Annotated in this window: 25 protein-coding genes; 13 read left to right on the top strand and 12 right to left on the bottom strand. The window is 63.9% G+C overall.

All coding sequences use genetic code 11. The features are described 5' to 3' along the window. The first annotated feature begins 23 nt into the window (after positions 1–23). The 4 genes from CAG22_RS15260 (at position 24) to CAG22_RS15245 (ending at position 3,139) form a co-directional block, all read left to right on the top strand. Entirely contained in the window at positions 24–1,058 is a 1,035-nt protein-coding gene (locus CAG22_RS15260) for an acyltransferase (protein ID WP_075044641.1), read from the top strand. A gap of 58 nt (positions 1,059–1,116) precedes the next feature. Then, positions 1,117–1,701 carry a Fe-S biogenesis protein NfuA gene (nfuA, locus tag CAG22_RS15255; protein WP_003250416.1) on the top strand — a complete coding sequence of 195 codons (585 nt, stop codon included), beginning with the start codon at positions 1,117–1,119 and terminating at the stop codon, positions 1,699–1,701. A 346-nt stretch (positions 1,702–2,047) separates the two neighbouring features. Beyond that, entirely contained in the window at positions 2,048–2,656 is a 609-nt protein-coding gene (locus CAG22_RS15250) for an SCO family protein (protein WP_024086651.1), read from the top strand. Next, entirely contained in the window at positions 2,657–3,139 is a 483-nt protein-coding gene (locus CAG22_RS15245) for a copper chaperone PCu(A)C (protein ID WP_013971950.1), read from the top strand. Positions 3,140–3,266: 127 nt separating this feature from the next. On the opposite strand, the gene CAG22_RS15240 is transcribed toward CAG22_RS15245, so the two are convergent. The 8 genes from CAG22_RS15240 to CAG22_RS15205 all read right to left on the bottom strand — a co-directional run bounded on the left by CAG22_RS15240 (position 3,267) and on the right by CAG22_RS15205 (position 8,996). Further along, a complete protein-coding gene (locus tag CAG22_RS15240; RefSeq protein ID WP_003260451.1) occupies positions 3,267–3,494 on the bottom strand; it encodes a hypothetical protein in 228 nt (75 codons plus the stop codon). A gap of 72 nt (positions 3,495–3,566) precedes the next feature. Further along, the gene (locus tag CAG22_RS15235) at positions 3,567–4,400 is read right to left on the bottom strand and encodes an AraC family transcriptional regulator (RefSeq protein ID WP_025338486.1); all 834 of its coding nucleotides are present in this window, start codon (positions 4,398–4,400) and stop codon (positions 3,567–3,569) included. Next, entirely contained in the window at positions 4,397–4,711 is a 315-nt protein-coding gene (locus CAG22_RS15230) for an AzlD domain-containing protein (RefSeq protein WP_046615691.1), read from the bottom strand. Before CAG22_RS15230 ends, CAG22_RS15235 begins: the two co-directional genes overlap by 4 nt. Further along, on the bottom strand, positions 4,708–5,400 hold the full coding sequence (locus CAG22_RS15225; RefSeq protein WP_013971958.1) for an AzlC family ABC transporter permease: 693 nt from the start codon (positions 5,398–5,400) through the stop codon (positions 4,708–4,710). The genes CAG22_RS15230 and CAG22_RS15225 overlap by 4 nt, the downstream gene beginning before the upstream one ends. Before the next feature lie 222 nt (positions 5,401–5,622). Then, the gene (locus tag CAG22_RS15220; protein ID WP_085705709.1) at positions 5,623–6,318 is read right to left on the bottom strand and encodes a hypothetical protein; all 696 of its coding nucleotides are present in this window, start codon (positions 6,316–6,318) and stop codon (positions 5,623–5,625) included. A 138-nt stretch (positions 6,319–6,456) separates the two neighbouring features. Then, positions 6,457–7,539: a hypothetical protein gene (locus CAG22_RS15215; RefSeq protein ID WP_085705708.1), complete on the bottom strand. Its 1,083-nt coding sequence runs from the start codon at positions 7,537–7,539 to the stop codon at positions 6,457–6,459. A gap of 39 nt (positions 7,540–7,578) precedes the next feature. Continuing rightward, complete coding sequence (locus CAG22_RS15210) at positions 7,579–8,205, bottom strand: LysE family translocator (RefSeq protein ID WP_025338491.1); 627 nt, start codon at positions 8,203–8,205, stop codon at positions 7,579–7,581. Positions 8,206–8,207: 2 nt separating this feature from the next. Then, complete coding sequence (locus tag CAG22_RS15205; protein WP_025338492.1) at positions 8,208–8,996, bottom strand: YqcI/YcgG family protein; 789 nt, start codon at positions 8,994–8,996, stop codon at positions 8,208–8,210. Positions 8,997–9,155: 159 nt separating this feature from the next. Here CAG22_RS15205 and CAG22_RS15200 point away from each other — a divergent pair, with 159 nt between their 5' ends. The 7 genes from CAG22_RS15200 to CAG22_RS15170 all read left to right on the top strand — a co-directional run bounded on the left by CAG22_RS15200 (position 9,156) and on the right by CAG22_RS15170 (position 20,184). Beyond that, the gene (locus CAG22_RS15200; protein ID WP_025338493.1) at positions 9,156–10,076 is read left to right on the top strand and encodes a LysR substrate-binding domain-containing protein; all 921 of its coding nucleotides are present in this window, start codon (positions 9,156–9,158) and stop codon (positions 10,074–10,076) included. 153 nt (positions 10,077–10,229) lie between these two features. Beyond that, positions 10,230–12,590 (top strand): DNA polymerase II, encoded by a 2,361-nt coding sequence (locus tag CAG22_RS15195; protein ID WP_085592217.1) that lies wholly within the window; start codon positions 10,230–10,232, stop codon positions 12,588–12,590. Between the two features lie 81 nt (positions 12,591–12,671). After that, the gene (locus CAG22_RS15190) at positions 12,672–17,159 is read left to right on the top strand and encodes an NEL-type E3 ubiquitin ligase domain-containing protein (RefSeq protein ID WP_085592219.1); all 4,488 of its coding nucleotides are present in this window, start codon (positions 12,672–12,674) and stop codon (positions 17,157–17,159) included. A 199-nt stretch (positions 17,160–17,358) separates the two neighbouring features. Beyond that, entirely contained in the window at positions 17,359–17,913 is a 555-nt protein-coding gene (locus tag CAG22_RS15185) for a DUF4174 domain-containing protein (protein ID WP_025338496.1), read from the top strand. A 163-nt stretch (positions 17,914–18,076) separates the two neighbouring features. Continuing rightward, positions 18,077–18,568, top strand: a complete 492-nt coding sequence (locus tag CAG22_RS15180) for a hypothetical protein (RefSeq protein ID WP_013971966.1) — start codon at positions 18,077–18,079, stop codon at positions 18,566–18,568. A 76-nt stretch (positions 18,569–18,644) separates the two neighbouring features. Then, the gene (locus CAG22_RS15175; protein ID WP_085592223.1) at positions 18,645–19,493 is read left to right on the top strand and encodes a DUF692 domain-containing protein; all 849 of its coding nucleotides are present in this window, start codon (positions 18,645–18,647) and stop codon (positions 19,491–19,493) included. Then, positions 19,486–20,184 (top strand): DUF2063 domain-containing protein, encoded by a 699-nt coding sequence (locus tag CAG22_RS15170; RefSeq protein WP_085705707.1) that lies wholly within the window; start codon positions 19,486–19,488, stop codon positions 20,182–20,184. The genes CAG22_RS15175 and CAG22_RS15170 overlap by 8 nt, the downstream gene beginning before the upstream one ends. Before the next feature lie 165 nt (positions 20,185–20,349). Here the strand turns inward: CAG22_RS15170 and CAG22_RS15165 are convergent, their stop codons facing one another. The 4 genes from CAG22_RS15165 to CAG22_RS15150 form a co-directional block, all read right to left on the bottom strand. Next, positions 20,350–20,838, bottom strand: coding sequence for a DoxX family protein (locus CAG22_RS15165; protein ID WP_075044651.1), 489 nt, complete (start codon positions 20,836–20,838; stop codon positions 20,350–20,352). 14 nt (positions 20,839–20,852) lie between these two features. Next, complete coding sequence (locus CAG22_RS15160) at positions 20,853–21,470, bottom strand: ferric reductase-like transmembrane domain-containing protein (RefSeq protein ID WP_085705706.1); 618 nt, start codon at positions 21,468–21,470, stop codon at positions 20,853–20,855. A gap of 248 nt (positions 21,471–21,718) precedes the next feature. Beyond that, positions 21,719–23,005: a HAMP domain-containing sensor histidine kinase gene (locus tag CAG22_RS15155; RefSeq protein ID WP_085705705.1), complete on the bottom strand. Its 1,287-nt coding sequence runs from the start codon at positions 23,003–23,005 to the stop codon at positions 21,719–21,721. Further along, positions 23,002–23,742, bottom strand: coding sequence for a response regulator (locus CAG22_RS15150; RefSeq protein ID WP_003250463.1), 741 nt, complete (start codon positions 23,740–23,742; stop codon positions 23,002–23,004). Before CAG22_RS15150 ends, CAG22_RS15155 begins: the two co-directional genes overlap by 4 nt. Before the next feature lie 220 nt (positions 23,743–23,962). On the opposite strand from CAG22_RS15150, the gene CAG22_RS15145 reads away from it, so the two are divergent. Next, positions 23,963–24,238, top strand: coding sequence for a DUF2790 domain-containing protein (locus tag CAG22_RS15145; protein ID WP_025338502.1), 276 nt, complete (start codon positions 23,963–23,965; stop codon positions 24,236–24,238). Next, the gene (locus CAG22_RS15140) at positions 24,228–24,764 is read left to right on the top strand and encodes a thioredoxin family protein (RefSeq protein ID WP_170929310.1); all 537 of its coding nucleotides are present in this window, start codon (positions 24,228–24,230) and stop codon (positions 24,762–24,764) included. The genes CAG22_RS15145 and CAG22_RS15140 overlap by 11 nt, the downstream gene beginning before the upstream one ends. Positions 24,765–24,796 lie beyond the last annotated feature (32 nt).

Raw genomic sequence — 24,796 nt, 5'->3', positions numbered from 1 at the left:
CACCGGCAATTGCAGGGTTCTCCATGCTGTATTCGCTTCAGGCACTGCGGGCGTTCGCCGCCTGGGTGGTGGTCTGCCACCATTTCATGCAGATCTTCTTCGACTTCCAAGCCTCCGGCCCCATCGGCCAACTGCTCACCGACCGCGGCGCCGCAGGCGTCGACATCTTCTTCGTCATCAGCGGGCTGGTCATCTACCTGTCGACTTGCGACAAGGCCATCGAGCCTCGCCAGTTCCTGCTCAACCGGGCGCTGCGTATCGTCCCGGCCTATTGGTTCTACACGGCGCTGATGGCAACCCTGCTGCTGGCCTTCAGTCAATGGATGCCGCACCAGGCATTCACCTGGCACCACCTGCTGCTGTCGCTGCTGTTCATCCCGGCGGAAAACCCCGGTGGCTACGGCTTGTACCCGACCCTGAACGTGGGCTGGACGCTGAACTTCGAGATGTTCTTCTACCTGCTGTTCGGCCTGGCCTTCCTGGTGCGCCAGCGTCATCACCAGTTGCTGGTCACCGCCGCGCTGCTGCTGGCCAGCGAGATACTGGGCCGGCTGGGCGTGCTCAGCCGCTTCTACAGCAACGACATCATCTACGAATTCCTGCTCGGTATCGGCCTGGGCGTGCTGCACCGTCGCGGGCTGATCCACCAGGGCCGCTGGCTGCCGTTGGCGTTGCTGGCGGTGGCAGGCCTTGCCATCTACCACCTGGACGCTTCCCGGCGCTTGCTGCACTGGGGCGTGCCGAGCGCAATGATCGTGCTGGCCTTCGTCGCCCTGGAGCCGGTGTTCCGCGGCAACCGGCTACTCAAGGCGCTGGGCGACTGTTCGTATTCGGTGTACCTGGTCCATGTGCTGGTGCTGTACGCAGGCTGGTTCGCCAGCCAGCGCCTGCAGTTGAACCCGTACCTGGTGTTCGCCCTGTGCGTGCCGTCCATTGGACTAATGTCGTGGTTCAGCTACCAGTGGCTGGAGCGCGGCCTGTACCGGCGCATGCAGGCCTGGCTGGCGGCGCCACGGGGGCAGGCCCCTGAATATGCGCTTTCCCGAGTCAAATACTAGGACTTTGTTCGAAGGCCGGGTTGGCGTACACTTGGCCGCAAGTCTGTGAGGAACCTACATGAGCGCTATAACCATTACCGACGCCGCCCATGACTACCTGGCCGATCTGCTCTCCAAGCAGAACACGCCTGGCATCGGCATTCGCATTTTCATCACCCAGCCGGGCACCCAGTACGCCGAAACCTGCATCGCCTACTGCAAGCCGGGCGAAGAAAAGCCTGACGACACCGCCGTGGGTCTGAAGAGCTTCACCGCTTACCTGGACGCGGTCAGCGTGCCGTTCCTGGAAGACGCACTGGTCGACTATGCCACCGACCGCATGGGTGGCCAGCTGACCATCAAGGCGCCGAATGCCAAGGTGCCGATGGTCAACGAAGACAGCCCGATCAACGAGCGCATCAACTATTACCTGCAGACCGAGATCAACCCCGGCCTGGCCAGCCACGGCGGCCAGGTGAGCCTGGTGGATGTGGTCGACGACGGTATTGCCGTGCTGCAGTTCGGTGGTGGTTGCCAAGGCTGTGGCCAGGCCGACGTGACCCTGAAGGAAGGCATCGAGCGTACCCTGCTCGAGCGTATTCCCGAGCTGAAGGGCGTGCGTGACGTGACTGACCACAGCCAGAAAGAGAACGCCTACTACTGATGTAGAGGCGGGCGCGGTCTGTTGTGTGGGAGCGGCCTTGCGTCGCGAAAGGGCCGCGAAGCGGCCCCAGCAATATCAGCTTCGCCGCCAATACCCCAGGGGCTGCTATGCAGCCCTTTCGCGACGCAAGGCCGCTCCCACAACGACCGCACAACCTGGTCAGGCCTTAGCAACAAAGTGTTACTGTTTCAACCCCTGCGACAACAGGCCGCAGCCCGTATTCAAAGGGCTGCAGCCGATCCTTGCCTTCGTCGGGTAGAACCCCTCGGGGTGTCGTGCCAGAATGCCCCGGTTTTTCGACCGGCCCGTCCCGAGGGCCGGCACCTTCCCTGTAAAGGATGGTTTCATGAATGATCTATATACCCGGCGCGCAGTTGTCGCCGGGATGGGCGTTCTCGGGCTTGGCCTGCTCGCAGGCTGCAGCCCGGCCCGGGGGCTCGAGTTCAAGTACGGCAAGAACATGAGCAACGAAATCCTTGGGCGCAAGTTCAGCCTCAAGGACACCCAAGGCAATGTGCGCACCCTGTCGAGCTTCTACGGCAGCATGCCGATGATCTTCTTCGGCTTCACCCAGTGCCCGGCCGTGTGCCCGACCACCCTGGCGCGCGCCGCGCAAATCCGCAAGCTGCTGCGCGGCCGCGATCGCGACCTGTTCCAGGTGGTGTTGATTACCCTGGACCCGGAGCGCGACACCCCCGAAGTGCTCGATGCCTACGTGAAGGCGTTCGACCCGTCGTTCACCGCGCTGACCGGCACCCCTGAGGAAATCGCCGCGGTGGCCAAGGAATTCAAGGTGTTCTACGAGAAAGTCCCGGCCGGTGATACCTATACCGTCTCTCACTCGTCCACCAGCTACGTCTACGATACGCGTGGCACCCTGCGCCTGAGCCTGGGCCATTCCCTGACCGCCCAGGAATGCGCCGAAGACCTGGTCACCCTGATGGAGATCTGCTGAATGTCGATGCAACCGATCAAGCACGGCCTGGCTGCCCTGGTCCTGATGGGCCTGGCGCTGCCGGCCCTGGCCCAGACCACCGTGAGCGACGCCTGGGTGCGGGCGACCGTGCCGCACCAGCAGTCCACCGGTGCCTTCATGACCCTGACCGCCAGCAGCGACAGCAAGCTGGTGGGTGTGGCTTCGCCTGTGGCCAAGACCGTGCAGGTGCACGAGATGACCATGAACGGCGATGTGATGGGCATGCGTGAGGTCAAGGCGGTCGAGTTGCCGGCCGGCAAGGCCGTGACCCTCGACCCGAACAGCCTGCATGTGATGCTGATGGGCCTGAACAATCAGGTGAAGGAAGGCGAGAAAGTGCCGCTGACCCTGACCATCGAAGATGCCAAGGGGGCCAAGGAAACCCTGGACGTACAGGCCGAAGTGCGTGCGCTCAACGCCGAGGCGGGCGGTGGGCATGATCACATGCACATGAAGCACTGATCAGGCTGAACCCTTTGGGGGCGCTTTGCGCCCCATCGCGACACAAGGCCGCTCCCACAGGAGAACGCGTATCCCCTGTGGGAGCGGCCTTGTGTCGCGATGGGCTGCCAGGCAGCCCCCGGTTCAATCAGCTGCGAAACTTGGGCAGCGGCCTGTCGAGGGTCAGCGAGGTCAAGGTCTTGCGGACCTGGGCCTCATCGGCCTCCAGGGCCTTGAGACTTGCGCGGATCTTGCCGGCGGCGGGCACGTCGCCCTGCCGGTCGATCCAGTCGGCTATCTCCTTGCAGGCACTGCTCAGGCAGGCCTGGCGCTGGTTCATCAGCGACAGGAGGGTGGTGAGCTCTCTTTCGGACATGGCAGGATCCTCCATTCAGCCTTGTCAGTGTAGCAGTGGCTGGCCGGCCTGCCTGAGGCCGGCTGTCGCAGCTCAGCCTTGCAGGCAGGCGCTGCGATAAGCCCCTGGCGTTACCCCATAGGCCTGCTTGAACTGCCGGCTCAAATGGCTCTGGTCGGCAAAGCCCAGGTCGAACGCCACCTCCGAGGCAGCCCAGCCACGCTTGAGCATTTCCCGCGCACGGGCCAGGCGCCGCTGCTTCAACCAGGCATGTGGCGGCAGGCCGGTGGCCTGGCGGAACACCCGGGCGAAATGGAATGGTGACAAGTTGACCGCCGCCGCCAGGGCCTCGAGCGAGGGCGGGTCGGCCAGTTGGCTTTCCAGCAGCTCACGGGCGCGGGCCACTGCCAGCGGTTCGTGGCCAGGCGCGGCTGGTTCGGCGCATTGCCCGTGCCGTTGCACCAGGGCCAGCACCGCCTGGCGCCAGGCGGTCTGCTGCTGCAGGGCGCTGGCGCCGGCTTCGGACAGCTGGTGCAACTGGCTGAAGGCAAGCGCCAGGGCCGGGTCGTGTATCACGCTGTCCTTGAAGCTGGGCATGCCGTGGCGGCCCAGTTCCAGTTCGTCGAGCACCCCGGTTACCCGTTCATGTTCCGGGTAGAACCCTCGGTAGCGCCAGCCCGCTTCGTGGGCGGTGGCCCCGGTGTGCAGTTCGTCGGGGTTGATCAGCACCATGCTGCCGACCGGCGCCAGGTGCTCGCTGCCGCGATGCCAGAAGCGCTGGGCGCCCGACTCGATCACGGTGAACACATAGCCTTCATGCACATGCGGGGCGAAACGCTGCTGGAAATAGCGCGCGTGCAGCATCTCGACGTCGCCCAGTGCCGGCGCCTGCCAGAGGTGTGTCTGCTCGCGCAGGGGCGTGCTCATGCCAGCCAGCTGCGCAGGAGGAAGAAGATCAACATGCTCACCAGCATGCTCAGCAACACGCTGCGGGTCAACAGCACCAGGGCGATGGCCACCAGCGAACCCAGCAGGTAGGGGTTGAGCAGGCTCAGGTTCAACTGGTGCTCGGGCATGAAGATGATCGGGCCGCAGATTGCGGTGAGCATGCCCGGCACGGCAAAACCGAGGAACTGCCGGGCGTTGGAGCTCAGGCGCAAGGGCAGGCGCGGCTCCAGGAACGCATAGCGGTTGAGGAACACGATGGCGCCCATGGCAAGAATCAGGACCCAGGTCATGCGCGGGCTCCGGCGAATTTCTGGCAGACGAAACCGGCGCTCATGCCCAGCAGGCCTGCGGCCACCAGGGCGGTTTCCCAGTGCCAGTAGCTGAACAGCACCGAACAGAACAGCGACACCGCCACGCACACAAGCGTGGCCAGGTTGCGCACCAGTGGCGCGATCAGGGCGACGAAGGTGGCGACAATGGAAAAGTCCAGGCCGAGCTGGTCCAGGTGCGGAATGTTCTGCCCCAGCAGGATGCCGGCCAGGGTGAACAGGTTCCAGGCGACGTAGAAGGTCAGGCCCACGCCCAGGGCGTACCAGCGGTTGAACTGCTGCTGGTCGTACTGGCTGGTCAGGGCGAAGAACTCGTCAGTGAGCAGGAAGCCCAGGCCCAGCCGCCAGCGCAGCGGCTGGCTGGACAGCACCGGGCGCATCGTCAGGCCATACAGCAGGTGCTGCGAGGTCAGCAGCAGGGTGGTCAGCAGGATCGACGCCAGGTTGGCGCCGCCCTTGAGCATGCCGATCGCCACCAGTTGCGCGGCACCGGCGAAGACGATGGCCGAAAGCCCTTGCCCCTCCCAGGCGCTGAGATTGGCCTCGATGGCCATGGAGCCGGCCAGCAGGCCCCAGGGGGCGACGGCCAGGGACAACGGGAGAATGGCGATGGCGCCGTGGAGAAAGGCTTGGCGGGCGATGTGGGGCATGGTGGCTGCAGTGCGTGTACGTGGCAGGCCAGCATGCCAGACGGGGCGGGGGATGGCTTGAACGATCTTGCTATGCCTGGCACGGTCCCTTGTAGGAGCAGCCTTGTGTCGCGATGGGGCGCGCAGCGGCCCCGGCAATATCTGCGGCGAAGCTGAAATCCTGGGGCCGCTGCGCGCCCCATCGCGACACAAGGCCGCTCCTACACAGAAACCGTGTCCGTGTTACGGACGGCTGGTCAGGTGCTGCTGCGCTGTCACGCAGCCGTTGGTATCCACGGCCTTCTGCAGCAGGCTCTGGCGGTGCTGCGGGTCGAGGTCGCCGAGCAGGCGGTATACCTCGGCCTGGTAGTCACGCTGGCGCCCCCACTGCATTTCCAGGCCTTGTGGCCGGTTGCGGTTGCAGGCCAGGCGCGTGGCCGGTTGCGGGTAGTAGGGCGCATACACGGTAGCCATGTTGGGGATGGCCTCCAGCGCAGTACGGTACTCGCTGCTGACGTTATAGGGCGGGCACCAGGTGGCGATGGCCGGCGCCGGTGCGGCAAAGCCCTGTCTGAGGCTGGCTTCGAGCAGCGGGCAGGCGGCATCCGGGATTTGCGCGGCGGGCAGGTAGGACATGTAGTACAGCGCCAGACGGTACTGTGCGACCGGGTGGCCCAGCTCCACGGACTTTTTCAGCAAGGCGACGGCTGTCGGCAGGGTGTGGGCCATGGCCTGTCCCTGGCGGCTGAGCTCCGGGTCGCCGCCGATGGCCGTGCGCAGTGTGCTGGCGCCGTCGTCCTGGCTGTCGGCCTGCTCCAGCAGGGGCAAGGCCTGGCGGTAGAGCAGGTCGGCATGAGGGTCGATGCGCACTTCCAGCGCGTGCGCGGCCAGCGGCATCAGGGCGATCAACAGTGGGGGCAAGCGAAGCATGCGGCTCACAGGCAAGCCCCATGGGGTGCCAGGTACTGATGGATGGCTTCGATGTTCATGGCGGTCAAGCGTGCGCCTCGGGCAGATCGGAACGACGGCCTATTCTAGCCACCCAAGGGGCCTGGCCGGAAGACCACCTGGCAACTGTCAGACGAGCTTGATCGGCGTGACCTTGCGCTGGGCATGTTTTTCCTGGGCCAGGCCAAGCTTGGCGGTAATGACCTTGGCCAGGGCATTGTTGCCCAGGTCGTTCAGGTGCAGGCGGTCGATGAACAGGTCGGCGCCGAACACCGGCGAGCTGCTGAGCATGCAGTTCATGTCATAGCAGGGCACCGGGTCGGCCTGGGTCTTGATGCGACGGAAGAAGGCCGAGTGCAACTGGCTGTCGAACGCGCCGTCCAGCAGCCGGTCGAAATTCGCCGGTCGCCGCTGCAGCGCGTCCAGCATGGCCTGTTCGCCAGCGGGCAGGCTATCCCGGCACCAGGGCAGCAACGGCTGCAGGATGAAGGTGAGGGTGGAATGGCTGTCTGCCAGCAGCCGGTCCCATTGGCGCAAGGTCCGGCCAATGCTGTCGGCGGCACGGGCCAGGCGCTTTTCCGGGGGTGACAGCGGCCAGGTGGCAGGTGTTGCGACCGAGGGCGTGGCCAACGCCTGGCCGATGCGCCGCCACAGCGATTGCCGGCGGGGCGCCGCCGTGGGCTGCATGCCTTCGCTGAAACTGTTGAGAAAATCCTGGTAGGCCTTGGCGTGCCGCGGGTCGCTCAGGCTGGCGAGGACTTCGCAGAGGGCTTCGTGGGCCAGGGTGTTGAGGCCGCTGAGCACCACCACATGGCCGAGCTGGCCAAGGCGGTGCTGGTGGGTCAGGAACATCAGCAGCTCCTGGCTGGCATTGAGCCCGCAGCCAGCCAGGCTCAGCCAGACTTCGCCAGTCAGCATCGACAGGTGCGAGGCCACCGTGTGTTCGTCGGAGCTGGCACCGATGCCCAGGGCGGTGGAGCCGCCGACCAGCAGGTTGATGCGTGACGCACCACCGCGCTCGGCTGCCGAAAAGCGCTTGCCGGCGCAATGGCTGTAGCGCAGGCCCAGGGCATCGGTGTTGATGGTGCCGGAGCGGTAGCCGGTTTCGTGCACATGCACGGTGTGCGGGGCACGCCGGCTGCCCAGCAGCAGAAAGCGCTGGTAGTCCTGTTGCAACGGCGAAGGCGACGGGGTCGTGTCAGTCGCGGTCATGGGTTCTCCTTCTGTTGCAGCGGGCACCTTGCGTCACGTTCAGGCCGCCAGCTCCTTGACGTTGTACAGCAGGCCGCCGGCGGCGATCAGCAGCAGGGCGACCCCCGAGGCCAGGCTGATCATGCGGTTGCTGCGCTGCGAGGCGATCTTGCCGATGGCGAAGATGTACAGGCTGAGCACGGCAAAATCGATGGCCACCCACAGCATCGACAGCACCACCATGCTCTTGCCGAACGATTCGGTGATCTGGATGAACTGCGGGAAGAAGGCGATGAAGAAGATGATGTCCTTCGGGTTGGAAATGCCCACCATGAAACCTTGCAGCAGCCCGCCGCGGCCAGGCTTGGCGAGCTCGCCCGGTGCCTCGGCTGCAGGCGCCTGCAGGGCGTCCCGCAGCGTGCCGACGGCAATGTAGCCGATGAACAGGCAACCCAGCAGGCTCATGGCGCTGAGCCAGGCCTTGTCGATGGCGGCGCTGGTGAGGATGATCCAGGCCGCCGCGCCGATCAGCACCAGTGATGCCCAGTTGGTGCCGACAGCCGTGAACATGGCCTTGCGTGAGCCGGAGGCGGCCGCGGTGTTGACGATCAGTGCCACCACCGGGCCGGGGGTGGCGATCAGTAGCAGGACAGTAAGGGCGTAGGTAGCGGTGAGTGCGGTATTCACGGTCAGGTCTCGATCAGTATGTCGGGTGTTGCCGGCTGTACGGCATGGGCGTGGAACGGGCAGCGGGACGGGTTGAGCGACCCTGCCTCCTGCAGTTGGTACTGCTTCCACTCGTAGTTGTCGGCATCGCCGAAGAAACCAAGGGTGTCGGGCATGACGCCGTCGTTGTAGTGGTGCACGCGCTCGCGGATGCGTTCGCGGATACGATGGCCGCTTTCGGTGTTGACGTTGGCCACTTCGTCGAAGTTCGCCCGCGGGTTGATGACGAAGGTGATGTGCGGCCCCAGGTTGCGGCTTTTCATCTGCTGGTGGCCGGGGAAGTTCATGTTGATGAACAGCGGCATGCCGGCAAAGCAGAACGACCAGGCGTTGTCGTCGGGGTCGGTCGGGATGCCCTGCGGCCAGGGATGCGGGTCGCGCGCGTGCACGCCACGCAACACCTTCCAGGCCAGCGCCTGTTGCTCGGCCAGGGTGTAGTCGGCGGCGGTTTCGAGAAACACCACCAGTGGGCTGCCGATACGCTGCTTGGGTGGGATAGGTGTGACGGTGCGCACGTAGTCGGCCAGGCCCATGGCGATGTCATCGGCCAGCTGCCCGGCGCGGGCGAAGAGGATGTGGCAGGTTGCGCCGTTTACCGCCTTGCGGCCGAACAGGCAGGGAAACTCGGGGTTGGCGAGGACACTGCGAAAATGTTCTACGGCTTTGTAGGTCCAATGTCGCGCGTTGCGCACATGGTCAGCGGCCAGCTCTAGCGCATCCAGGCGATAGCAAGTTCCATAACCCGTCGACATGATTTCCCCAGGCGTAAATTTGATGAACGTTCAAGTCACATGCAGGCAGGATCTTGGTTATGTTTATTATTTACCCGCATTTTCCGAGACGTCCTTGGTGTTGTAAAACGCGTGGAACTATGACCTACTATTAGTCTTACTCATGCTCGGGGCGTCGCCATGTCGGAACGGATTCAGGCTTTGCACGCGCTGCGTGCCTTCGAGGTGGCCTCTCGCTATGGCTCATTCACCCGTGCCGCGGAAGAGCTGGCCCTGACCCAGGGCGCCGTCAGCCACCACATCAAGACCCTCGAAGCCATGTTCGGCTGCGACCTGTTCGAGCGCCGCGGGCCGAAGCTGGCCCTGACCGAGCACGGCCGCCTGCTGGCGCAGGAGCTCAAGGTTGGCTTCAAGATCATCGAAAATGCCTGCGCCCTGCTGCGCCAGGACCGCTACGGCCTGCGTCTGAAGGCACCGTCCACGCTCACCGTGCGCTGGCTGCTGCGGGCGCTGGATGCGTTCAAGAAGGTCGAGGACAACTGCAGCGTGCAGCTGTCCAGCGTGTGGATGGACATCGACAGCGTGGACTTCTATTCCGAGCCCTACGACTGTGCGATCCTCCTGGCCAACGGGCGTTTTCCCGCCGATATCGAGAGTTTCAAGCTGTTCGATGAATGGCTGATCCCGGTGTGCCACCCGGATTACATGGCCCAGGCACAACCGGGCCTTGCCGACCTGGCCCAGTGCGAATTCCTGCACCCGTCCCCTGACCGACGAGACTGGCGGCGCTGGCTGGCTCGCATGGACGCGCTGGACATCAGCATCGATCACGGGCAAGTGTTCGATACCCTCGACCAGGGCATCTCGGCCGCACAGCAAGGCCTGGGTATTTCGGTGGTCGACCTGGTGCTGGCCAGCGCCGACCTGTTGGCGGGGCGCCTGGTAACGCCGTTCAAGCACGCGGTGGCCACCGGCGACGGCTATTACATGACCTGGCTCAAGGCCAGCCCCAAGGCGCGGCAGATGCACAAGCTGCGCGAGTTCCTGCTGGGCCAGGTGCCACCGCTGGCCTGCAAGGACATCAATTACCTGTACGGTTGAACACGCGTTCGAGCAAACGCCCGGCCGCGGGCAAGCGCCCGGCGCTGAAAATATTTCGGCAAACACCTGCTGGCCCCAACAAAATGCGCTGCGACGGTGCGTCAGCGGTAGAATCCCGCAATCAGCACAACAAACGATTCAGAGGTCGACGCGGTGGAGTTGCAGCAGGGCTTTGTCCTGACCCGACATTGGCATGACACGCCCGAAGGCACCTGCGTGGAATTCTGGCTGGCCACCGACCAGGGGCCACGACAACTGCGCCTGGCGCCGCAGGTATCGGTGGCATTCATCCCCCAGGCGCAGGAAGCGCACGCGCGGGTGCTGCTGGCCAACGAAGCCGGTGTCGAGTTGCGGCCGCTGCAGCTGAAGGACTTTGACCAGCGCCCGGTGCTGGGCCTGTACTGCCGCCAGCACCGGCAACTGATGCAGCTGGAGCAACGCCTGCGCACGGCCGGTATCGAGGTGTTCGAAGCCGATATTCGCCCGCCCGAGCGCTACCTGATGGAGCGCTTCATCACCGCCCCGGTGCAGTTCACCGGCCAACCGGATGCCCAAGGCGTGCTCTGCGATGCCCAGCTCAAGCCCCTGCCAGGTTATCGCCCGCCGCTGCGCCTGGTGTCGCTGGACATCGAGACCAGCGAGCGGGGCGAGCTGTACAGCATTGCCCTGGAAGGTTGTGGCCAGCGCCAGGTGTACATGCTCGGGCCGGCCAACGGCACGGCTGATGACCTCGACTTCGACCTGCACTACTGCGCCGACCGCGCCGACATACTGGCCTGCCTCAACCAGTGGATGGCCGAGCACGACCCGGATGCAATCATCGGCTGGAACCTGATCCAGTTCGACCTGCGCCTGCTGCACGAGCACGCCAAGCTGCTGCTGGTACCGCTGGCACTGGGGCGCAATGGCACGCCGATGACCTTGCGCAGCCATGCCGGTGGTGGCCACGTGTTCGCCGATGCCCCGGGGCGGCTGCTGATCGACGGCATCGAGGCGCTGCGCTCGGCGACCTGGAGCTTCCCGTCGTTCAGCCTCGAAAGTGTCGCCCAGACCTTGCTCGGTGAAGGCAAGGCCATCGACACGCCGTACCAGCGCATGGATGAAATCAACCGCCGCTTCGCCGAGGACAAGCCGGCGTTGGCGCGCTACAACCTCAAGGATTGCGAGCTGGTGACGCGCATTTTCGCCCACACCCGCCTGCTCGAATTCCTGCTGGAGCGGTCTTCGGTGACCGGCCTTGCGGTGGACCGCAGCGGTGGTTCGGTGGCCGCGTTCTGCCACTTGTACATCCCGCAGATGCACCGCCTGGGCTTCGTCGCCCCCAACCTCGGCAGCCGCCCCGACGAAGCCAGCCCCGGTGGCTTCGTCATGGATTCGCGCCCGGGCCTGTACGACTCGGTGTTGGTGCTGGACTACAAGAGCCTGTACCCGTCGATCATTCGTACCTTCCTGATCGACCCGGTGGGGCTGGTCGAAGGCTTGCGCCTGCCCGACGATGAACACTCGGTGGAAGGCTTCCGGGGTGGGCGTTTTTCCCGTAGCGAGCATTGCCTGCCGGCCATCGTCGAGCGTGTATGGCAGGGCCGGGAAGCGGCCAAGCGCGAGGGCAACGCGCCGCTGTCGCAAGCGCTGAAGATCATCATGAATGCCTTCTACGGGGTGTTGGGCTCGAGCGGCTGCCGCTTCTTCGACCCGCGCCTGGCTTCGTCGATCACCATGCGCGGGCACCAGATCATGCGCCAGACCCGTGCGCTGATCGAAGCCAGGGGCTACGAGGTGATCTACGGCGATACCGACTCCACCTTCGTCTGGCTCAAGGGCGCCCACGGCGAGGAGGCTGCAGCACGCATCGGCCGTGAGCTGGTGGCCCAGGTCAACCAGTGGTGGCGCGAACACCTGCGCGAGCGGATGAACCTGGAAAGCGCGCTGGAGCTGCAGTTCGAGGTGCATTACCGGCGCTTCCTGATGCCCACCATCCGCGGCACGGACGAAGGCAGCAAGAAGCGCTACGCCGGGCTGGTGCAGCGGGCCGATGGCAGCGAGCAGATGGTCTACAAAGGCCTGGAGTCGGTGCGTACCGACTGGTCGCCGCTGGCCCGGGAGTTCCAGCAGGAGCTTTATGGCCGGATATTCCGCGGGGAGCCCTACCAGGCGTATGTGCGTGATTATGTACGGCGCACCCTGGCGGGCGAGCTGAATGAGCTGATGGTGTACCGCAAGCGTTTGCGCCGGCCGCTAGCCGATTACCAGCGCAATGTGCCACCGCACGTGCGTGCGGCCCGGCTGGCCGATGACTACAACCGCCGCCTTGGCCGCCCGTTGCAATACCAGCGCGGCGGCTGGATCAGCTATCTGATCACCCTGGCGGGCCCAGAACCCCTGGAAAACCTGCAAGCACCGGTGGACTACGAGCATTACCTGACGCGGCAGCTGCAGCCGGTGGCTGATGCCATCCTGCCTTTCGTTGGCGACAGTTTCGAAGGGCTGACCGGCCAGCAGCTGGCGCTGTTCTGAAGAGGTGGTAGCTATCTAGCCAATCGCTTGGCAAGCCTGCGTCTAGTGTCGGGCCTTTGGATCAGCCAGAGGCGCAACAACGTGACTACACCCCGCCAGGAACTACCGCCAACCGCCGATACGCTGGCCATGGAGCAGGCCTATCAGGACAACCTCATCGTCAAACGACTGCCCAGATGGATTCGCCGGCTGCGTATCGTATCGCCGACCGAGCAGAACATCCCGGCCAACGGTCTGTATGAATCGCAGCATGCTGCTTTACGTAACGCATTGAAAGACAGCCTGGCCTGTCGACAGTGGCTGGAAAAGGAGCTTGCGCGCATCGAGGGCATCGACCGTTTCGTCAAGCCGCTGCTACAACACGCCATGCAGGAAGAATTCGTCACCAGGGAAAATGTCGATGGCCTGTATTTCAGGCGCTGGTACACCTACACCGCTCCCAGCCAGGGCACCGTGTGGGGGCGCTACCCGGTGGTGGAAAAGGACTATTTCGACGTACCGCTGATCGAGGCGGCACTGGACAACTTCACGCCGGGCGAGGGGCGGAACGAACAGCACAAGGACAACTGCATCGTCGACAGCCTGTCGCAACGCCTCGCGTCGCCAACCGCGCCTGCCTTCGCGCGCTTGTGCCGCAAGCTGGACCTGGGCAAGCGCTATCAACAGCACCTGGACTCCGTGCTCAAAGCGCCGAACAGCCAGGCCAGCGGCTGGCGCAGCATGGCTTCGACGCTTGCCCAGCTGTACAGCTCGGTCATGCTGATCGATGCGTGCAAGGCCAAGAGTGATGGCGTACTGAATGCCGCTGAACTGGAACTGGTGGTGGACCTGTGCAAGCACGGACGCCCCGGCACGCTCTACGAATCGAAAGTGGTGGCCCGGCAACTGAAGGCGTTCGGCTGCGACTTGCAACAGATCGTGATACTCGATGTATTTCATGACAAGGTCAGCCGCAAGATCATTGTCTATATTCCCGATGACCCCCACGGTCCCTGGACCGCAAGCCCCGACCTGGAAAGCTTCACCCGCAAGGTCCTGGGCCAGCGTCTGCGAGACAAGCGCTATCAGGATTTCTTCAAACGCTTCATACGCCGGCGCGACAGCCAGCAGTTCTTCTCCAGAGTTGCCAAGGACCTGGTAGGCGTCGCCGATTGGGCAACCCGGGAAATGGACCAGCACATGCGGGACTACCCGCTGCCGTTGTTCGAGCACCTTGCTTGCGCGCGCATCGATCACATCAAGGACGATGCTGCGGTGATTGCAACGCCGGTGTCAGACCTTGACCGCAAGGCCCAGGAAGCTCATCAACAAAGGTTGGTTGCCGAGGGTTGGACACTGGCCACGGTGGCGGGCGTGTTCATCCCTGCGCTCAATGCACTGCTGCTGGCGGTAATGGTCTGGGACCTGCTGGGCGAGCTGTTCCAGGCCGTCGAAGACTGGCGCGAGGGCGATACCAGTGCCGCGATGGAGCATGTGCTCAGCGTGACCAAAGACCTGGCCGTGATCGGTGTCACCGCTGTGGTATGGCGGGAAGCGAGCCGGGCCTGGGCCGCATTGGACCAGTGGGTGCCAGCGCGCCTGGAAGACGGCAGCGAGAAACTCTGGAATGGAGACCTGGTGCCGTTTCGCAGTGCTGCACCTCCCGCTGGTGAGGTAGCCGATGCTATGGGCATCTACCGTGCCCAGGACAGAAGCTGGATGATCATGGACGGCCACAACTACGAAATCGTGCAGCGCGCAGATGAAGAGTGGCAACTGGCACCACGAGGTGGCCATGGACCTTTGTTGCGTCACAATGACGCCGGTGCCTGGCGGCTATGGACCGAGCAACCGGCCAGCTGGACAGACAAGCACAGGATGTTCCGCCGCCTGGGTGAGCGTTTCGCTCGGCTGGATGATGAACAGATTGACCAGGCCATGGCTATCCATGCCCTGGAGGCAGATCATCTTCGGGCGTTACATGTGTACGGTCGTGCGCCTGAGGCCGAGCTGGTCGATACCGTAGAGCGCCTGCTGATCGACCGTCGGCTGCAAGCCTTGCTGGACGATTTGAAGCTTGGGCGGGTGCCGGAGGACGCACCGTTGCTGTCGAAGGCCCGGGCGTTGCCTGGCGTCACCGAGCACGACGGGCCGGCATTGGCGGCGCAGGTCTCTGCAAGGCGTCGCCAACTGTTTCAACAGGTGTATGACGGGCAGCAGGAGCCGGACGATGCGGCGGTGGCAACGTTGCGCAGGGCATTCCCGAGCCTGCATCGCCGAGCGGCGCGCGAGCTGCTGGCTGAGCTGTCGGCCGAAGGTGCGGAGTTTCAGGCACTGGTCAGCGGCACGGTGCCGTTTCGGCTGGTCGAAAGGTCCCGGCTGAGTGTACTGCGCATACGTGTTGCGCGTGCCTGCGAGGGGCTGTTCATCGAAACGCCCCAGACCCTGGATCAGGCCAAGGTCGCGCTGACGCTGCTGGAGACTCTGGATGTCAGGGAGGCCAGGCCGCGCTGGCGGCTGTACGATGGCGATAGCCCGCAGCCATTAATGACTACCGCTGGTAACGGGCAGAACTACAGGCTTGTACATGACAACGGGCAGTTCGAACTTGAGGACGCGCTAGGCCTGGAGCTGCGCGGCCCCGGCGAGTTGTTCGAGACCCTGGTGGAGGCGTTTGTCCCTGCCGATCATGCGGCACTCGGCATCACTGAACCCTATGCCGCGAGCTTGAGAGCAGTATTGGGACGGCAAATTGCCGGGCACAGCAGGGTGCTCGCCCAGGCGTTGGGCAAAAACCCTCGACAGCCATGGATGCTGACGCCAATGCGCCTGGAGGATGGCCGGGTCGGCTACCCGCTTGGTGGGGGCCTGGGACGCTTTGTCCGGCCTGCGTCTCGACCGCGCGCGTTCGAGGCGCGCCTGCGCAAACTCTACCCCGCGTACAGTGACGAGCAGATCGAAGCCTGGCTGGCCAGGCTGCATGCTTCGGGGCGCGATACCGAGGCTGAACTCAGGGTGCTCGAACAGCAAGAGGAGCTGTTGAAGGCCCACTTGAAAGGCTGGGAGCGGCAAGGCCTGATGACCGGTGAACGAACCGAGCGCAAGCGGTTTCGCAAAGCAATCATGAATTGCTGGCGGGCGCGGGTGCCTGGTCAGGTTGTCCCTGAGAACGAAAGGGAATCTGTGGCTTGGCAGTACAGCGGCTATGAGCTGCGCTCATTGCCTGTATTGGGGCCACAGTTCATCTTCCAGCATGTTACCGAGCTTTCCCTGCGCAGCCTGCAACTGACGGAAGTGCCAGAACAATTTCTTCTTTCATTCCCCAATCTTACGTCTCTGGAACTGAACTACAACCGGTTGGAGCGTCTGCCAGGCAGCCTGGCGTTGCTCAATGATCTGCGCATTCTCGACCTGTCCGCCAACCGCATCTCGCTGGACGTGCCTCAGGCTCAAGTGCTGGCGCTCTGCCGCCGGCTACGGTACCTGAACCTTTCGGACAACCGTTTGAACATGCCCTTTTCCGTGGTAGGGATGGAACAGTTGGCCGAACTGCGTTTACGTAATACCGGGTTGGCATCGTTGCCCGAGGGCATCACGAATTGTCGGGCGCTGTACATGCTCGATGCTTCCAACAACTTCATCACTACGTTGCCCCCTGGTTTCATCGAGTCCAATTTATGGCAGCGAGGTTACGTGGCGCTGGCAGGCAATCCTGTGTTGCTGCGTCAGGCTGAACGGGCGCAGCAGAACTGGAATATTCCAGAGTACAGCACGGTCCCTGAGAAGTTTCGCTGGGCGGACCGCCTGGATGGCGAGAGCCGTGAAGACCTGAGCAACTTGTGGATGACTATCGAGCAAATGGATGGGGCGACGAGTTTCATGCAGTTGCTCAAACAGCTCACGCACTCGCAAGATTTCACTCATCCTCGATTTGGGGAAATGCTGGCTTTACGGGTTTTGGCGATGATGGCAAAGATCGAGAAGGTTCCACAGCTGGCCAATGAGCTTTTCTCCCGTGCGGTGGTTGAGAACTGCGCCGACAACGCCACGGTGGTCTTCCAGGAACTTGAAATCCGATGCCTTGAATGGGACGCCGAGCAGGCTGCCCCTTCTGGTAGCCAGGAGCGAGTTCTGGTCGCGTTGGCGCGGCGGTTGTGGAGGCAGCGGGAGGTCGAGTTCATCGCCTTGCGTGAGGCTGAGGCTGCACGTCGCGGGAACGAGTCGATCGAATGGGCACTGGCCTACTCGATCCGCTTGCGCGAGGACCTGGACCTGCCTGGTAATGCGCAGAGCATGCTACACGCGGGCATCCCGAACCTGGATGACGCTTCGGTCATGCGCGCGCGTGAGGAAATAAGGCGTAACGAGACAGCCCAATCGGTGGCAGTGTGGATGGTCCAGCAATCGTTCTGGAGAAAATATCTCGAGAAACGCTACGTACGCGAACTCGAAGTGCCGCGAAGTTTTCAGAACCAGTTGGCTGAGGATGCCAATGCCGAGGACGCCGCCAGGTTGATGGCGGAAATCAGGCTATGGACCGAAAGGACCGAACTTCAACTGACCATCGAGGCTCTGCAACGTTGGGTATGACGAGGGCGCATTGGACTATGCTCAAGTTACAAGTGATAGAGGTACTTTTTCGGGCTCGCGACGAAGAGTGACCACGCTTGGTAACCGCCGGTTACTGTTCATTGAAACATGGAGGCCTCTGGGTGGTTTACGCTCGCCCGTCGGATCTTTCGCCCTGATCTGTAGTCTTCTGGTTTATCGAGAGAATAAGGAGATACGCATGCTCGTCCGGTCACTGACCCTCGCCACCTTGCTCGCGCTTGTCGCCCCTGTGTTTGCTGCCGACAGTGACGCGCCGCTGGCCAAGGAACTGGGCAAGGCCAGGCCCTTGGTCGTCATTGCACCCAGCAGCGCCGACCCAACGTTGCGTGGGTTGAACGAGGCCCTCAAGGACCCGGCCACCCAGGCCGCCTTCAAAGAGCGCAACCTGGTGGTGTACAGCGTTGCCAACATGATGGGCAAGCGTGAGGACAAGAACCTCGAGCAGCAGACCACCATGGCCTTGATCCGCGAGTTGAAGCTGGGTGCCAGCAAAGGCACCAAGGTGATCCTGGTGGGCAAGGACGGTGAGCGGCACATGCTCAAGGACGACGAAGAGGGAGGGGCCATCGACCCGCAGGTGATCCTCAAGGCGGTCGATGATCTGCCCGCCAGCGAAAAAGCCGTGTCGGCGCCGGAGCCTGTGGCAGCGGCGGCACCGGAACCCAAGGCCAAGGACAGCAAGCCGGCAAAGCCCGCCAAGCCGGCCGCGCCACCCAAGCCGCTGGAAGACTGACCCTGCACGACGGCCCCGAGGCACCTTGGGGCCGTTGTGTATCCCACTGTATCTGCCCACGCCGCAGACCCATTCCCATACAAAACCGCACCCCGCGCGATACATCCACGACATACCGCAACGGCCTAATGGCTCCACATTCCAACCACAGTGGAGCGACACCATGACTCAAGTACGAAACACCCTCGGCCTGCTCGGCGCTGCCCTGATCGGCAGCATGGCATTGAGCAGCAGCGCCTTTGCCGTCGAGCCGTTGGCCCAGGGTTACCAGCTGGCTTCGGCCAAGGTGGCCGGCGAGGGCAAGTGTGGTGAAGGCAAATGTGGTGGCAGCGCCAAGGCCACCCAGGGCGAAGGCAAATGCGGTGAGGGCAAGTGCGGTGCCAGCGCCAAGGCCGGTGCCGAAGGCAAATGTGGCGAGGGCAAGTGTGGTGATGCCTCGTTCGCCAAGACCGACAGCAACCACGACGGCAAGGTCTCGCGCGACGAGTTCCTGGCGGTGGCCAAGGACCGTGCCGGCGACTTCGACAAGATCGACAGCAACCATGATGGCTTCATCTCCGAACAGGAGGCGGCGGATCACCTCAAGGCGATCTACCAGGCTAATGGCAAGGCCATGCCCGAAGGCTTGTTCAGCCACCTGACCGGCAAGTCCTGACCTTCTGCCCCATGAACCGCGCAACGCCCCTCCTGCTGGTCAGGCGGGGCGTTGTGCCTGTTGCGGAGACCTGTTCATGCACCCCACATCTTTGTCCCCTGTACCTTTACAGGCCGGGCTAGGCCTGCGCCGCGGCCTGCTGCCGGAACTGCTGGCCATGGAGGCTGGCGCCGTGGACTTTCTCGAATGCGCACCGGAAAACTGGGTTGCCGTGGGCGGTGCCTACGGCAAGGGCCTGGCGCAGTTGGCCGAGCGTTTTGCCATTACCTGCCACGGGCTGTCGTTGTCGCTGGGTGGCAGCGAGCCGCTGGACCGCCATTTCCTTGGCCAGACCCGCCAGTTTCTCGACCGCCACCAGGTGCGCCTGTACAGCGAGCACCTGAGCTACTGCAGTGATGACGGGCACCTGTATGACCTGATGCCCATTCCATTCACCGACGAAGCGGTGCGCCATGTGGCCGCGCGGATTCGCCAGGCCCAGGAATACCTGGAGCGGCGCATTGCCGTGGAAAACATCAGCTACTACGCCGCGCCGTACCAGGCGATGAGTGAACTCGACTTCATCCGCGCGGTACTCGATGAGGCCGACTGCGACCTGCTGCTGGACGTCAACAACGTCTTCGTCAATGCCTGCAATCACGGCTACGACGCCCGCGAATTCCTGGCGGGCTTGCCCCAGGCGCGGGTCTCCGGCATGCACGTGGCTGGCCATTACGATGAAGCGCCGGACCTCAAGGTAGACACCCACGGGGCTGCGGTGAAGGAAGATGTGTGGGCGCTGTACGCGGTCGCCTGTGCGCGCTTCGGTGTGCAACCCACCGTGCTCGAGCGTGATTTCAACTACCCGCCGCTTGCCGAACTGCTCGCCGAGGCGGCGCGCATCCGCACTGTGCAGCGTGCTGCGGGAGGGCATGCAAATGAATGAGACCTTGCGTGAGCAGCAGTACACCTTGGCCCGGCACCTGCGTGACCCGCAGCGCCATGCGCCGCCGCCGGGCGTGGAGGCCCGGCGCCTGAAGGTTTACCGCGAGCTGTTCTATGGTGCTATCGAAGGTTTGCTGGCCGGCAGTTTTCCGGTGATGCGCCAGGCGTTGGGCGAACCGCGCTGGCACGCCCGAGTGCGAGATTTCTATGCCAACTATCGCTGCCAGACACCGTTGTTCACCGAGATTGCCGAAGCGTTCGTCGATTACCTGCAAGGCATCGAGCTGGATGCGCCCTGGCAGCTGGAGCTGGCGCACTATGAGTGGGTCGAGGCGCAGTTGTATCTGAGCGATGCCGAGGACCCGGCCCATGACCCGGCAGGCGACCTGCTGGAAGGGGAGCCACTGTTGTCGTGTGTGGCGCGGGTGTTGGCCTATCGCTGGCCGGTGGAGCGGATCGGGGCGGATTACAAGCCAGCGGTCGCGCCAGAGGCGCCGACTTTGTTGCTGGTCTATCGCGATGCGGGGTTGAAGGTGCGCTTCGCGCGCCTGGCGCCGCTGGCGTACCGGTTGCTGGCGCTGGAACAGGGCAGTGGGCGGGCTCGGTTGGAGGCGTTGGGCGGTGCTGTGGAGGAGGGGTTGGCGTTGCTGGAGGGGCTGCGCGAGCAGGGGATCATCATCGGTACATGTTGAATCGTGGTATTGGGGCGCTTTGCGCCCCATCGCCGCGGTTCGTCGCCACGACAAGCCAGCTCCCACAGGTACAGCGCATGCTCAGAATCTTGCGCAGTACCTGTGGGAGCTGGCTTGTCGTGGCGACGAACCGCGGCGATGGGCTGCAACGCAGCCCCGGCGATATCACCTGCAGAACCGCCCTCTGAGCCAATGATCCAGGCTCAACCGCCCAGCCCCTTTCAGCAGCAGTGGCAGCAACGCCACCAGGTAGATCAGCGGCAACTTGAAGTTGCCAAAGCCCTGGTCGGTAATTGCATACCCTTGGGCCAGCTCGGCCAGGTTCGACCAGTGCGCCGGCCAATGCACCGCGGCAATCGCCACCACGGTCACCACCATCAGCCCCAACGAGGCCAGCCGGGTACCCAGCCCCAGCAACAGCAGTAACGGCAGGATCAGCTCCGCCCACATCGACAGCTGCCAGTTCAGCTCTGCAGGCAGCAGGTTGAAGGGGAACGGGAAGTTCGCTTGCAGGTCGGCGAACCAGTTGCTGCCATTGAATTTCTCCCAGCCGGATTCGAAAAATTCCCAGGCCAGGAACAGCCGCAACGGCAGGTCGGCGCTCCAGGTACCGAAACGGTCGAAGGTGGTCAGGGTGCGGGTCAAGGTGGTCATGCTGGTTTCTCTCTTCAGGAAAGGGCACGGGCGTTACGGCGTTGCTGGCGGGCCAGCTTGGCGGTGAGCTTGACGGCGATGGCGCTGAACATCAGGGCGAACGCCAGCGGGTACCAGCCGCCCATGGGGATGCGTTTGTAGAACGACAGGCAGAACACCGCGGCCAGTACCCACATGCCGGTGCTGTGCAGGGCCTGCCAGGCACGGCCACCCAACAGGCGCATCGGGGCCTTGAACGAGGTGATGGTGAGCAGCAGCAGGAACAGGTAGCCGAGGGTGCCGGGCAGGCTGGAAGTGAGCGTGCGGCCGGCCCAGAACAGCTCGGGGAATTGCTGGGCATAGCGGTAGATCAGTACGCCGTGCACGGTGTGGGAAAAGGCGAATGCCAACCCCAGATAGCGCCGTTCCTGGAGGATGCGACGGCTGCTGGTGCCAGGCAGCAAGGTCACCAGCGACGAGGCCAGGAAGGCCAGCAGGAATAGCGCGAAGGAGCTGCGCGCAGTGGCACGGATCGCGCTGCGCAGGCCGTCCGGATCAGGTTGGCTGGCCAGGACCACGGCAGTCATCGCCAGGGTCAGGCCGGTGAGCGTGGCGAACAGCTTCCAGCCGGAGGGAAGGGTGAGGGGTTTCATCAGGGAGGCTCCCGGGGTGTGGTTGTGTGACCGGGAGTGTGTCGGGGTGGGGTATCTGCAGTGTGTCGGCGGTGGTGGGGTTGTGTATCGGAGTGTAGAAGTCGCTCAAGCGCCGCAGTCCCTGTAGGAGCGGCCTTGTGTCGCGATGGGCTGCGTAGCAGCCCCAGGTTCTCAGCTTCGCCGCATGAATTGCCGGGGCCGCTTTGCGGCCCGATCGCGACACAAGGCCGCTCCTACCTGAGATTGCCTTACTTCAGCTCGATCTGCGCGCACAGCCCGCCGCTTGCGCGGTTGCTCAGGGTCAGCCGGCCGCCCATGGCCTGGATCAGCTGATGGGCAATCGCCAACCCCAGCCCTGTGCCGCCGGTGCTGCGGTTGCGTGAACCTTCCACGCGATAGAACGGCTTGAGCACTTCATCCAGTTCGCCACCGGGTATGCCAGGCCCGTTGTCGAGCACGCGGATCAACGTCCTGTCGCCCTCGCGGCACACCTCCAGCTCGGCAGCACCGGCAAACTTGAGGGCGTTGTCCACCAGGTTCACCAGCACCCGGCGCAGGGCATGCGGGCGGGTTTCCAGCAGGCTGCCGCTGCTGCCATGGCGCTCGACCTGGGCGCCACTGTCCTGGTAGTCGAACACCAGGCTGTCGAGAAAGGCATCGAGGTTGACCCGGCACGGGGCCTCGGTGCTGGTGTCCATGCTGCGGGCATAGGCCACGCCTTCGCGCACCAGGTGTTCCATTTCACCCAGGTCGCTCCACAGCTTGTCCTTTTCCACCCCTTCGTCCATCACTTCGACACGCAGCTTCATGCGCGTGATCGGTGTTTGCAGGTCGTGGGAAATGGCCGCCAGCAACTGCATGCGTTCCTTGAGGTAGGCAGCGATGCGCGCCTGCAGGGCGTTGAAGGCCACGGCGGCGTAGCGCACCTCGCGCGGGCCGCTTTCATCCAGCTGCACGCCAGGCTTGTCCGGGTCGAGGTTGTCCACCGCACGGGCCAGGCGGGTCAGCGGGCCGATCGCCAGGTGTACCGCCAGCCAGGTGCACAGCAACAGCACGGCCAGCTGGATCAGCAATACCACGGGCAGCCAACGTGCCACCGGGACCGGCGATGGGGTTACGTCGATGGTCAGCGGTGCGCCATCGGCCAGGGTCAGGTGTGCCTGGAAGTGCGCATTCGGGCCGGGGATTTCCTGGAAGGAAAGGCGATAGTCGGCGCCAATGGCCTTGACGATCGAGTCGGCGGCCATGGGTGGGTCACTGGTCGGCATGGCTTCGCCCGCCAGGCCCTGGTCCAGCCGGTAGCGGTAGGTACGCCGCTCCAGGCGCGGCAACCAGGCGGCGCGCTCGGCCGCGGGCAGGCGGTCGAGGATGGCCACCGAGGTGGCCACGTCCTGCTCCAGGGTGCTGAGCATCATCGAGCGGCTGCTGATGTAGCGCTCGTAGGCCTGCAGGCCGAACGACAGGCCGTAGGCCAGCACCAGGCCGGTGAAGAAGATCAGTGCCAGGCGCGATGCCAGGGTACGTGGCCACTTCATGATGGCGACTCGAGCAGTTGCACCGGCAGCGAGAACACGTAGCCCTCGCTGCGCACGGTCTTGATGCAGCTGGGTTCGCGGGCGTCGTCACCCAGGCGCTGGCGCAGGCGGCTGACCAGCAGGTCGATGGAGCGGTCGAAGATGTCGGCTTCACGGCCCTGGGTCAGGTTGAGCAACTGCTCACGGCTGAGCACCCGCTGCGGGTGGTCGAGAAACACCCGCAGCAGGCGGTATTCGGCACCGCTCAGGGCTACCAGGGTGCCTTCGCTGTCGAGCAGGTGGCGCGCGGTGGTGTCCAGCCGCCACTGGCCGAAGCCGAGCAGGCGGCTGCTTTCGCTGATGGTCAGGTTGGGCGGCAGCATGCGCGTGCGGCGCAGCACGGCGTTGATACGGGCCAGCAGTTCGCGGGCCGAGAACGGCTTGGTCAGGTAATCGTCGGCGCCCATTTCCAGGCCGATGATGCGGTCGGTTTCGTCGTTGCGGGCGGTCAGCATCAGCACCGGGGTGTTGCGGTGCTTGCCGGCGCGCAGCTCGCGGCACAACAGCAGGCCGTCGTCGCCGGGCATCATGATGTCCAGGACGATCAGGTCGACGCTGTTGGCTTCTAGAAAGGCGCGCATCTGCCGGCCGTCGGCGACGATGCTGGTGCGCAGGCCGTTCTTCTTCAGGTAGTTGCCGACCAGTTCGCGGATTTCGCGGTCGTCGTCGACGATCAGGATGTGATCGACGTGTTCCATGCGCTGCGTTCCTGTGCAAGAGGGGATGGGCGCAGTGTACCGAGCGCATTCGCGCTTGCCTGCGGGGGTTTGTATTGCAGTGTATCTGGCATGTGTACAGACACAGGAGGAAGCACATCACAGCTTCGGGCGACACATACGGGATACCTGGCCGGCGTGAAATGGCTCTCGACCGGGGAGCACAACTCCCCACCCTCAAGCGTTACACAGGAGAGATGCCATGAACTTCATTACCTTCGCCCGTGCCAGCCTGTTCGCCGTGCTCAGCTTTGGCGCCATTGCCGCCCAGGCCTCCACGATGCCGATGGACGATACCGGGGTCATGCAGTACCGCTACGGTGACCACCTGGATGTGAAGAAAGTGCTGTCGATACAGGATGACCAGAGCGACGCCTGCGGCCTGGTGAACACCCGCATGGACTACCTCGACTCCAAGGGCCAGCAGCAGAGCGTGCAGTACCGCACCTACGCCACCGGCGGTTGCCATGAGAATTGATCGCCGCTTGTTGTTGAAGGTTGGCGGCATTGCCCTGGCGCTGGCCGGCCTGGGCCTGGCCGGGCACCTGATGGCCCGCGACAGCTACGGTGCCATGCCGTCGCTGTCCGGCGCCAGCCAGTGGCTGAACTCGGCGCCGCTGGATGGCCCCGGGCTCAAGGGCAAGGTGGTGCTGGTGGACTTCTGGACCTGGGACTGCATCAACTGCCGGCGCAGCCTGCCGCATGTGAACGAATGGGCGCGGCGCTATGCCGACCAGGGCCTGGTGGTGGTCGGCGTGCACACCCCGGAATACGACTACGAGCACGATATAGGCACCTTGCGTGACAAGGTGGCTAGCCTGGGGATCGGTTACCCGGTGGCGGTGGATAACGACTACAAGGTGTGGAATGCCTGGGGCAACCAGTTCTGGCCGGCGCATTACTTTGTCGACCGCAAGGGGCAGGTGCGCCATGTGCACTTTGGCGAGGGGGATTATGGGGGGCAGGAGCAGGTGATACAGGCGTTGCTTGATGAGAAAGGGTGAGTTGTCTGTGCCGGCCTCTTCGCGGGCTTGCC

The organism is Pseudomonas sp. B8(2017), assembly GCF_002113575.1.
Classification (GTDB): domain Bacteria; phylum Pseudomonadota; class Gammaproteobacteria; order Pseudomonadales; family Pseudomonadaceae; genus Aquipseudomonas; species Aquipseudomonas putida_Z.
The sequence above is the reverse complement of the archived record's forward strand: the minus strand, read 5'-3'. Positions and strand labels throughout refer to the sequence as shown.

Bases quoted from the DNA above. Each gene is read 5' to 3' on its own strand.
- CAG22_RS15260 (WP_075044641.1), top strand. From the start codon at position 24: ATGCTGTATTCGCTTCAGGCACTGCGGGCGTTCGCCGCCTGGGTGGTG.
- nfuA (WP_003250416.1), top strand. From the start codon at position 1,117: ATGAGCGCTATAACCATTACCGACGCCGCCCATGACTACCTGGCCGAT.
- CAG22_RS15250 (WP_024086651.1), top strand. From the start codon at position 2,048: ATGAATGATCTATATACCCGGCGCGCAGTTGTCGCCGGGATGGGCGTT.
- CAG22_RS15245 (WP_013971950.1), top strand. From the start codon at position 2,657: ATGTCGATGCAACCGATCAAGCACGGCCTGGCTGCCCTGGTCCTGATG.
- CAG22_RS15240 (WP_003260451.1), bottom strand. From the start codon at position 3,494: ATGTCCGAAAGAGAGCTCACCACCCTCCTGTCGCTGATGAACCAGCGC.
- CAG22_RS15235 (WP_025338486.1), bottom strand. From the start codon at position 4,400: ATGAGCACGCCCCTGCGCGAGCAGACACACCTCTGGCAGGCGCCGGCA.
- CAG22_RS15230 (WP_046615691.1), bottom strand. From the start codon at position 4,711: ATGACCTGGGTCCTGATTCTTGCCATGGGCGCCATCGTGTTCCTCAAC.
- CAG22_RS15225 (WP_013971958.1), bottom strand. From the start codon at position 5,400: ATGCCCCACATCGCCCGCCAAGCCTTTCTCCACGGCGCCATCGCCATT.
- CAG22_RS15215 (WP_085705708.1), bottom strand. From the start codon at position 7,539: ATGACCGCGACTGACACGACCCCGTCGCCTTCGCCGTTGCAACAGGAC.
- CAG22_RS15205 (WP_025338492.1), bottom strand. From the start codon at position 8,996: ATGTCGACGGGTTATGGAACTTGCTATCGCCTGGATGCGCTAGAGCTG.
- CAG22_RS15200 (WP_025338493.1), top strand. From the start codon at position 9,156: ATGTCGGAACGGATTCAGGCTTTGCACGCGCTGCGTGCCTTCGAGGTG.
- CAG22_RS15185 (WP_025338496.1), top strand. From the start codon at position 17,359: ATGCTCGTCCGGTCACTGACCCTCGCCACCTTGCTCGCGCTTGTCGCC.
- CAG22_RS15180 (WP_013971966.1), top strand. From the start codon at position 18,077: ATGACTCAAGTACGAAACACCCTCGGCCTGCTCGGCGCTGCCCTGATC.
- CAG22_RS15175 (WP_085592223.1), top strand. From the start codon at position 18,645: ATGCACCCCACATCTTTGTCCCCTGTACCTTTACAGGCCGGGCTAGGC.
- CAG22_RS15170 (WP_085705707.1), top strand. From the start codon at position 19,486: ATGAATGAGACCTTGCGTGAGCAGCAGTACACCTTGGCCCGGCACCTG.
- CAG22_RS15165 (WP_075044651.1), bottom strand. From the start codon at position 20,838: ATGACCACCTTGACCCGCACCCTGACCACCTTCGACCGTTTCGGTACC.
- CAG22_RS15160 (WP_085705706.1), bottom strand. From the start codon at position 21,470: ATGAAACCCCTCACCCTTCCCTCCGGCTGGAAGCTGTTCGCCACGCTC.
- CAG22_RS15155 (WP_085705705.1), bottom strand. From the start codon at position 23,005: ATGAAGTGGCCACGTACCCTGGCATCGCGCCTGGCACTGATCTTCTTC.
- CAG22_RS15150 (WP_003250463.1), bottom strand. From the start codon at position 23,742: ATGGAACACGTCGATCACATCCTGATCGTCGACGACGACCGCGAAATC.
- CAG22_RS15145 (WP_025338502.1), top strand. From the start codon at position 23,963: ATGAACTTCATTACCTTCGCCCGTGCCAGCCTGTTCGCCGTGCTCAGC.
- CAG22_RS15140 (WP_170929310.1), top strand. From the start codon at position 24,228: ATGAGAATTGATCGCCGCTTGTTGTTGAAGGTTGGCGGCATTGCCCTG.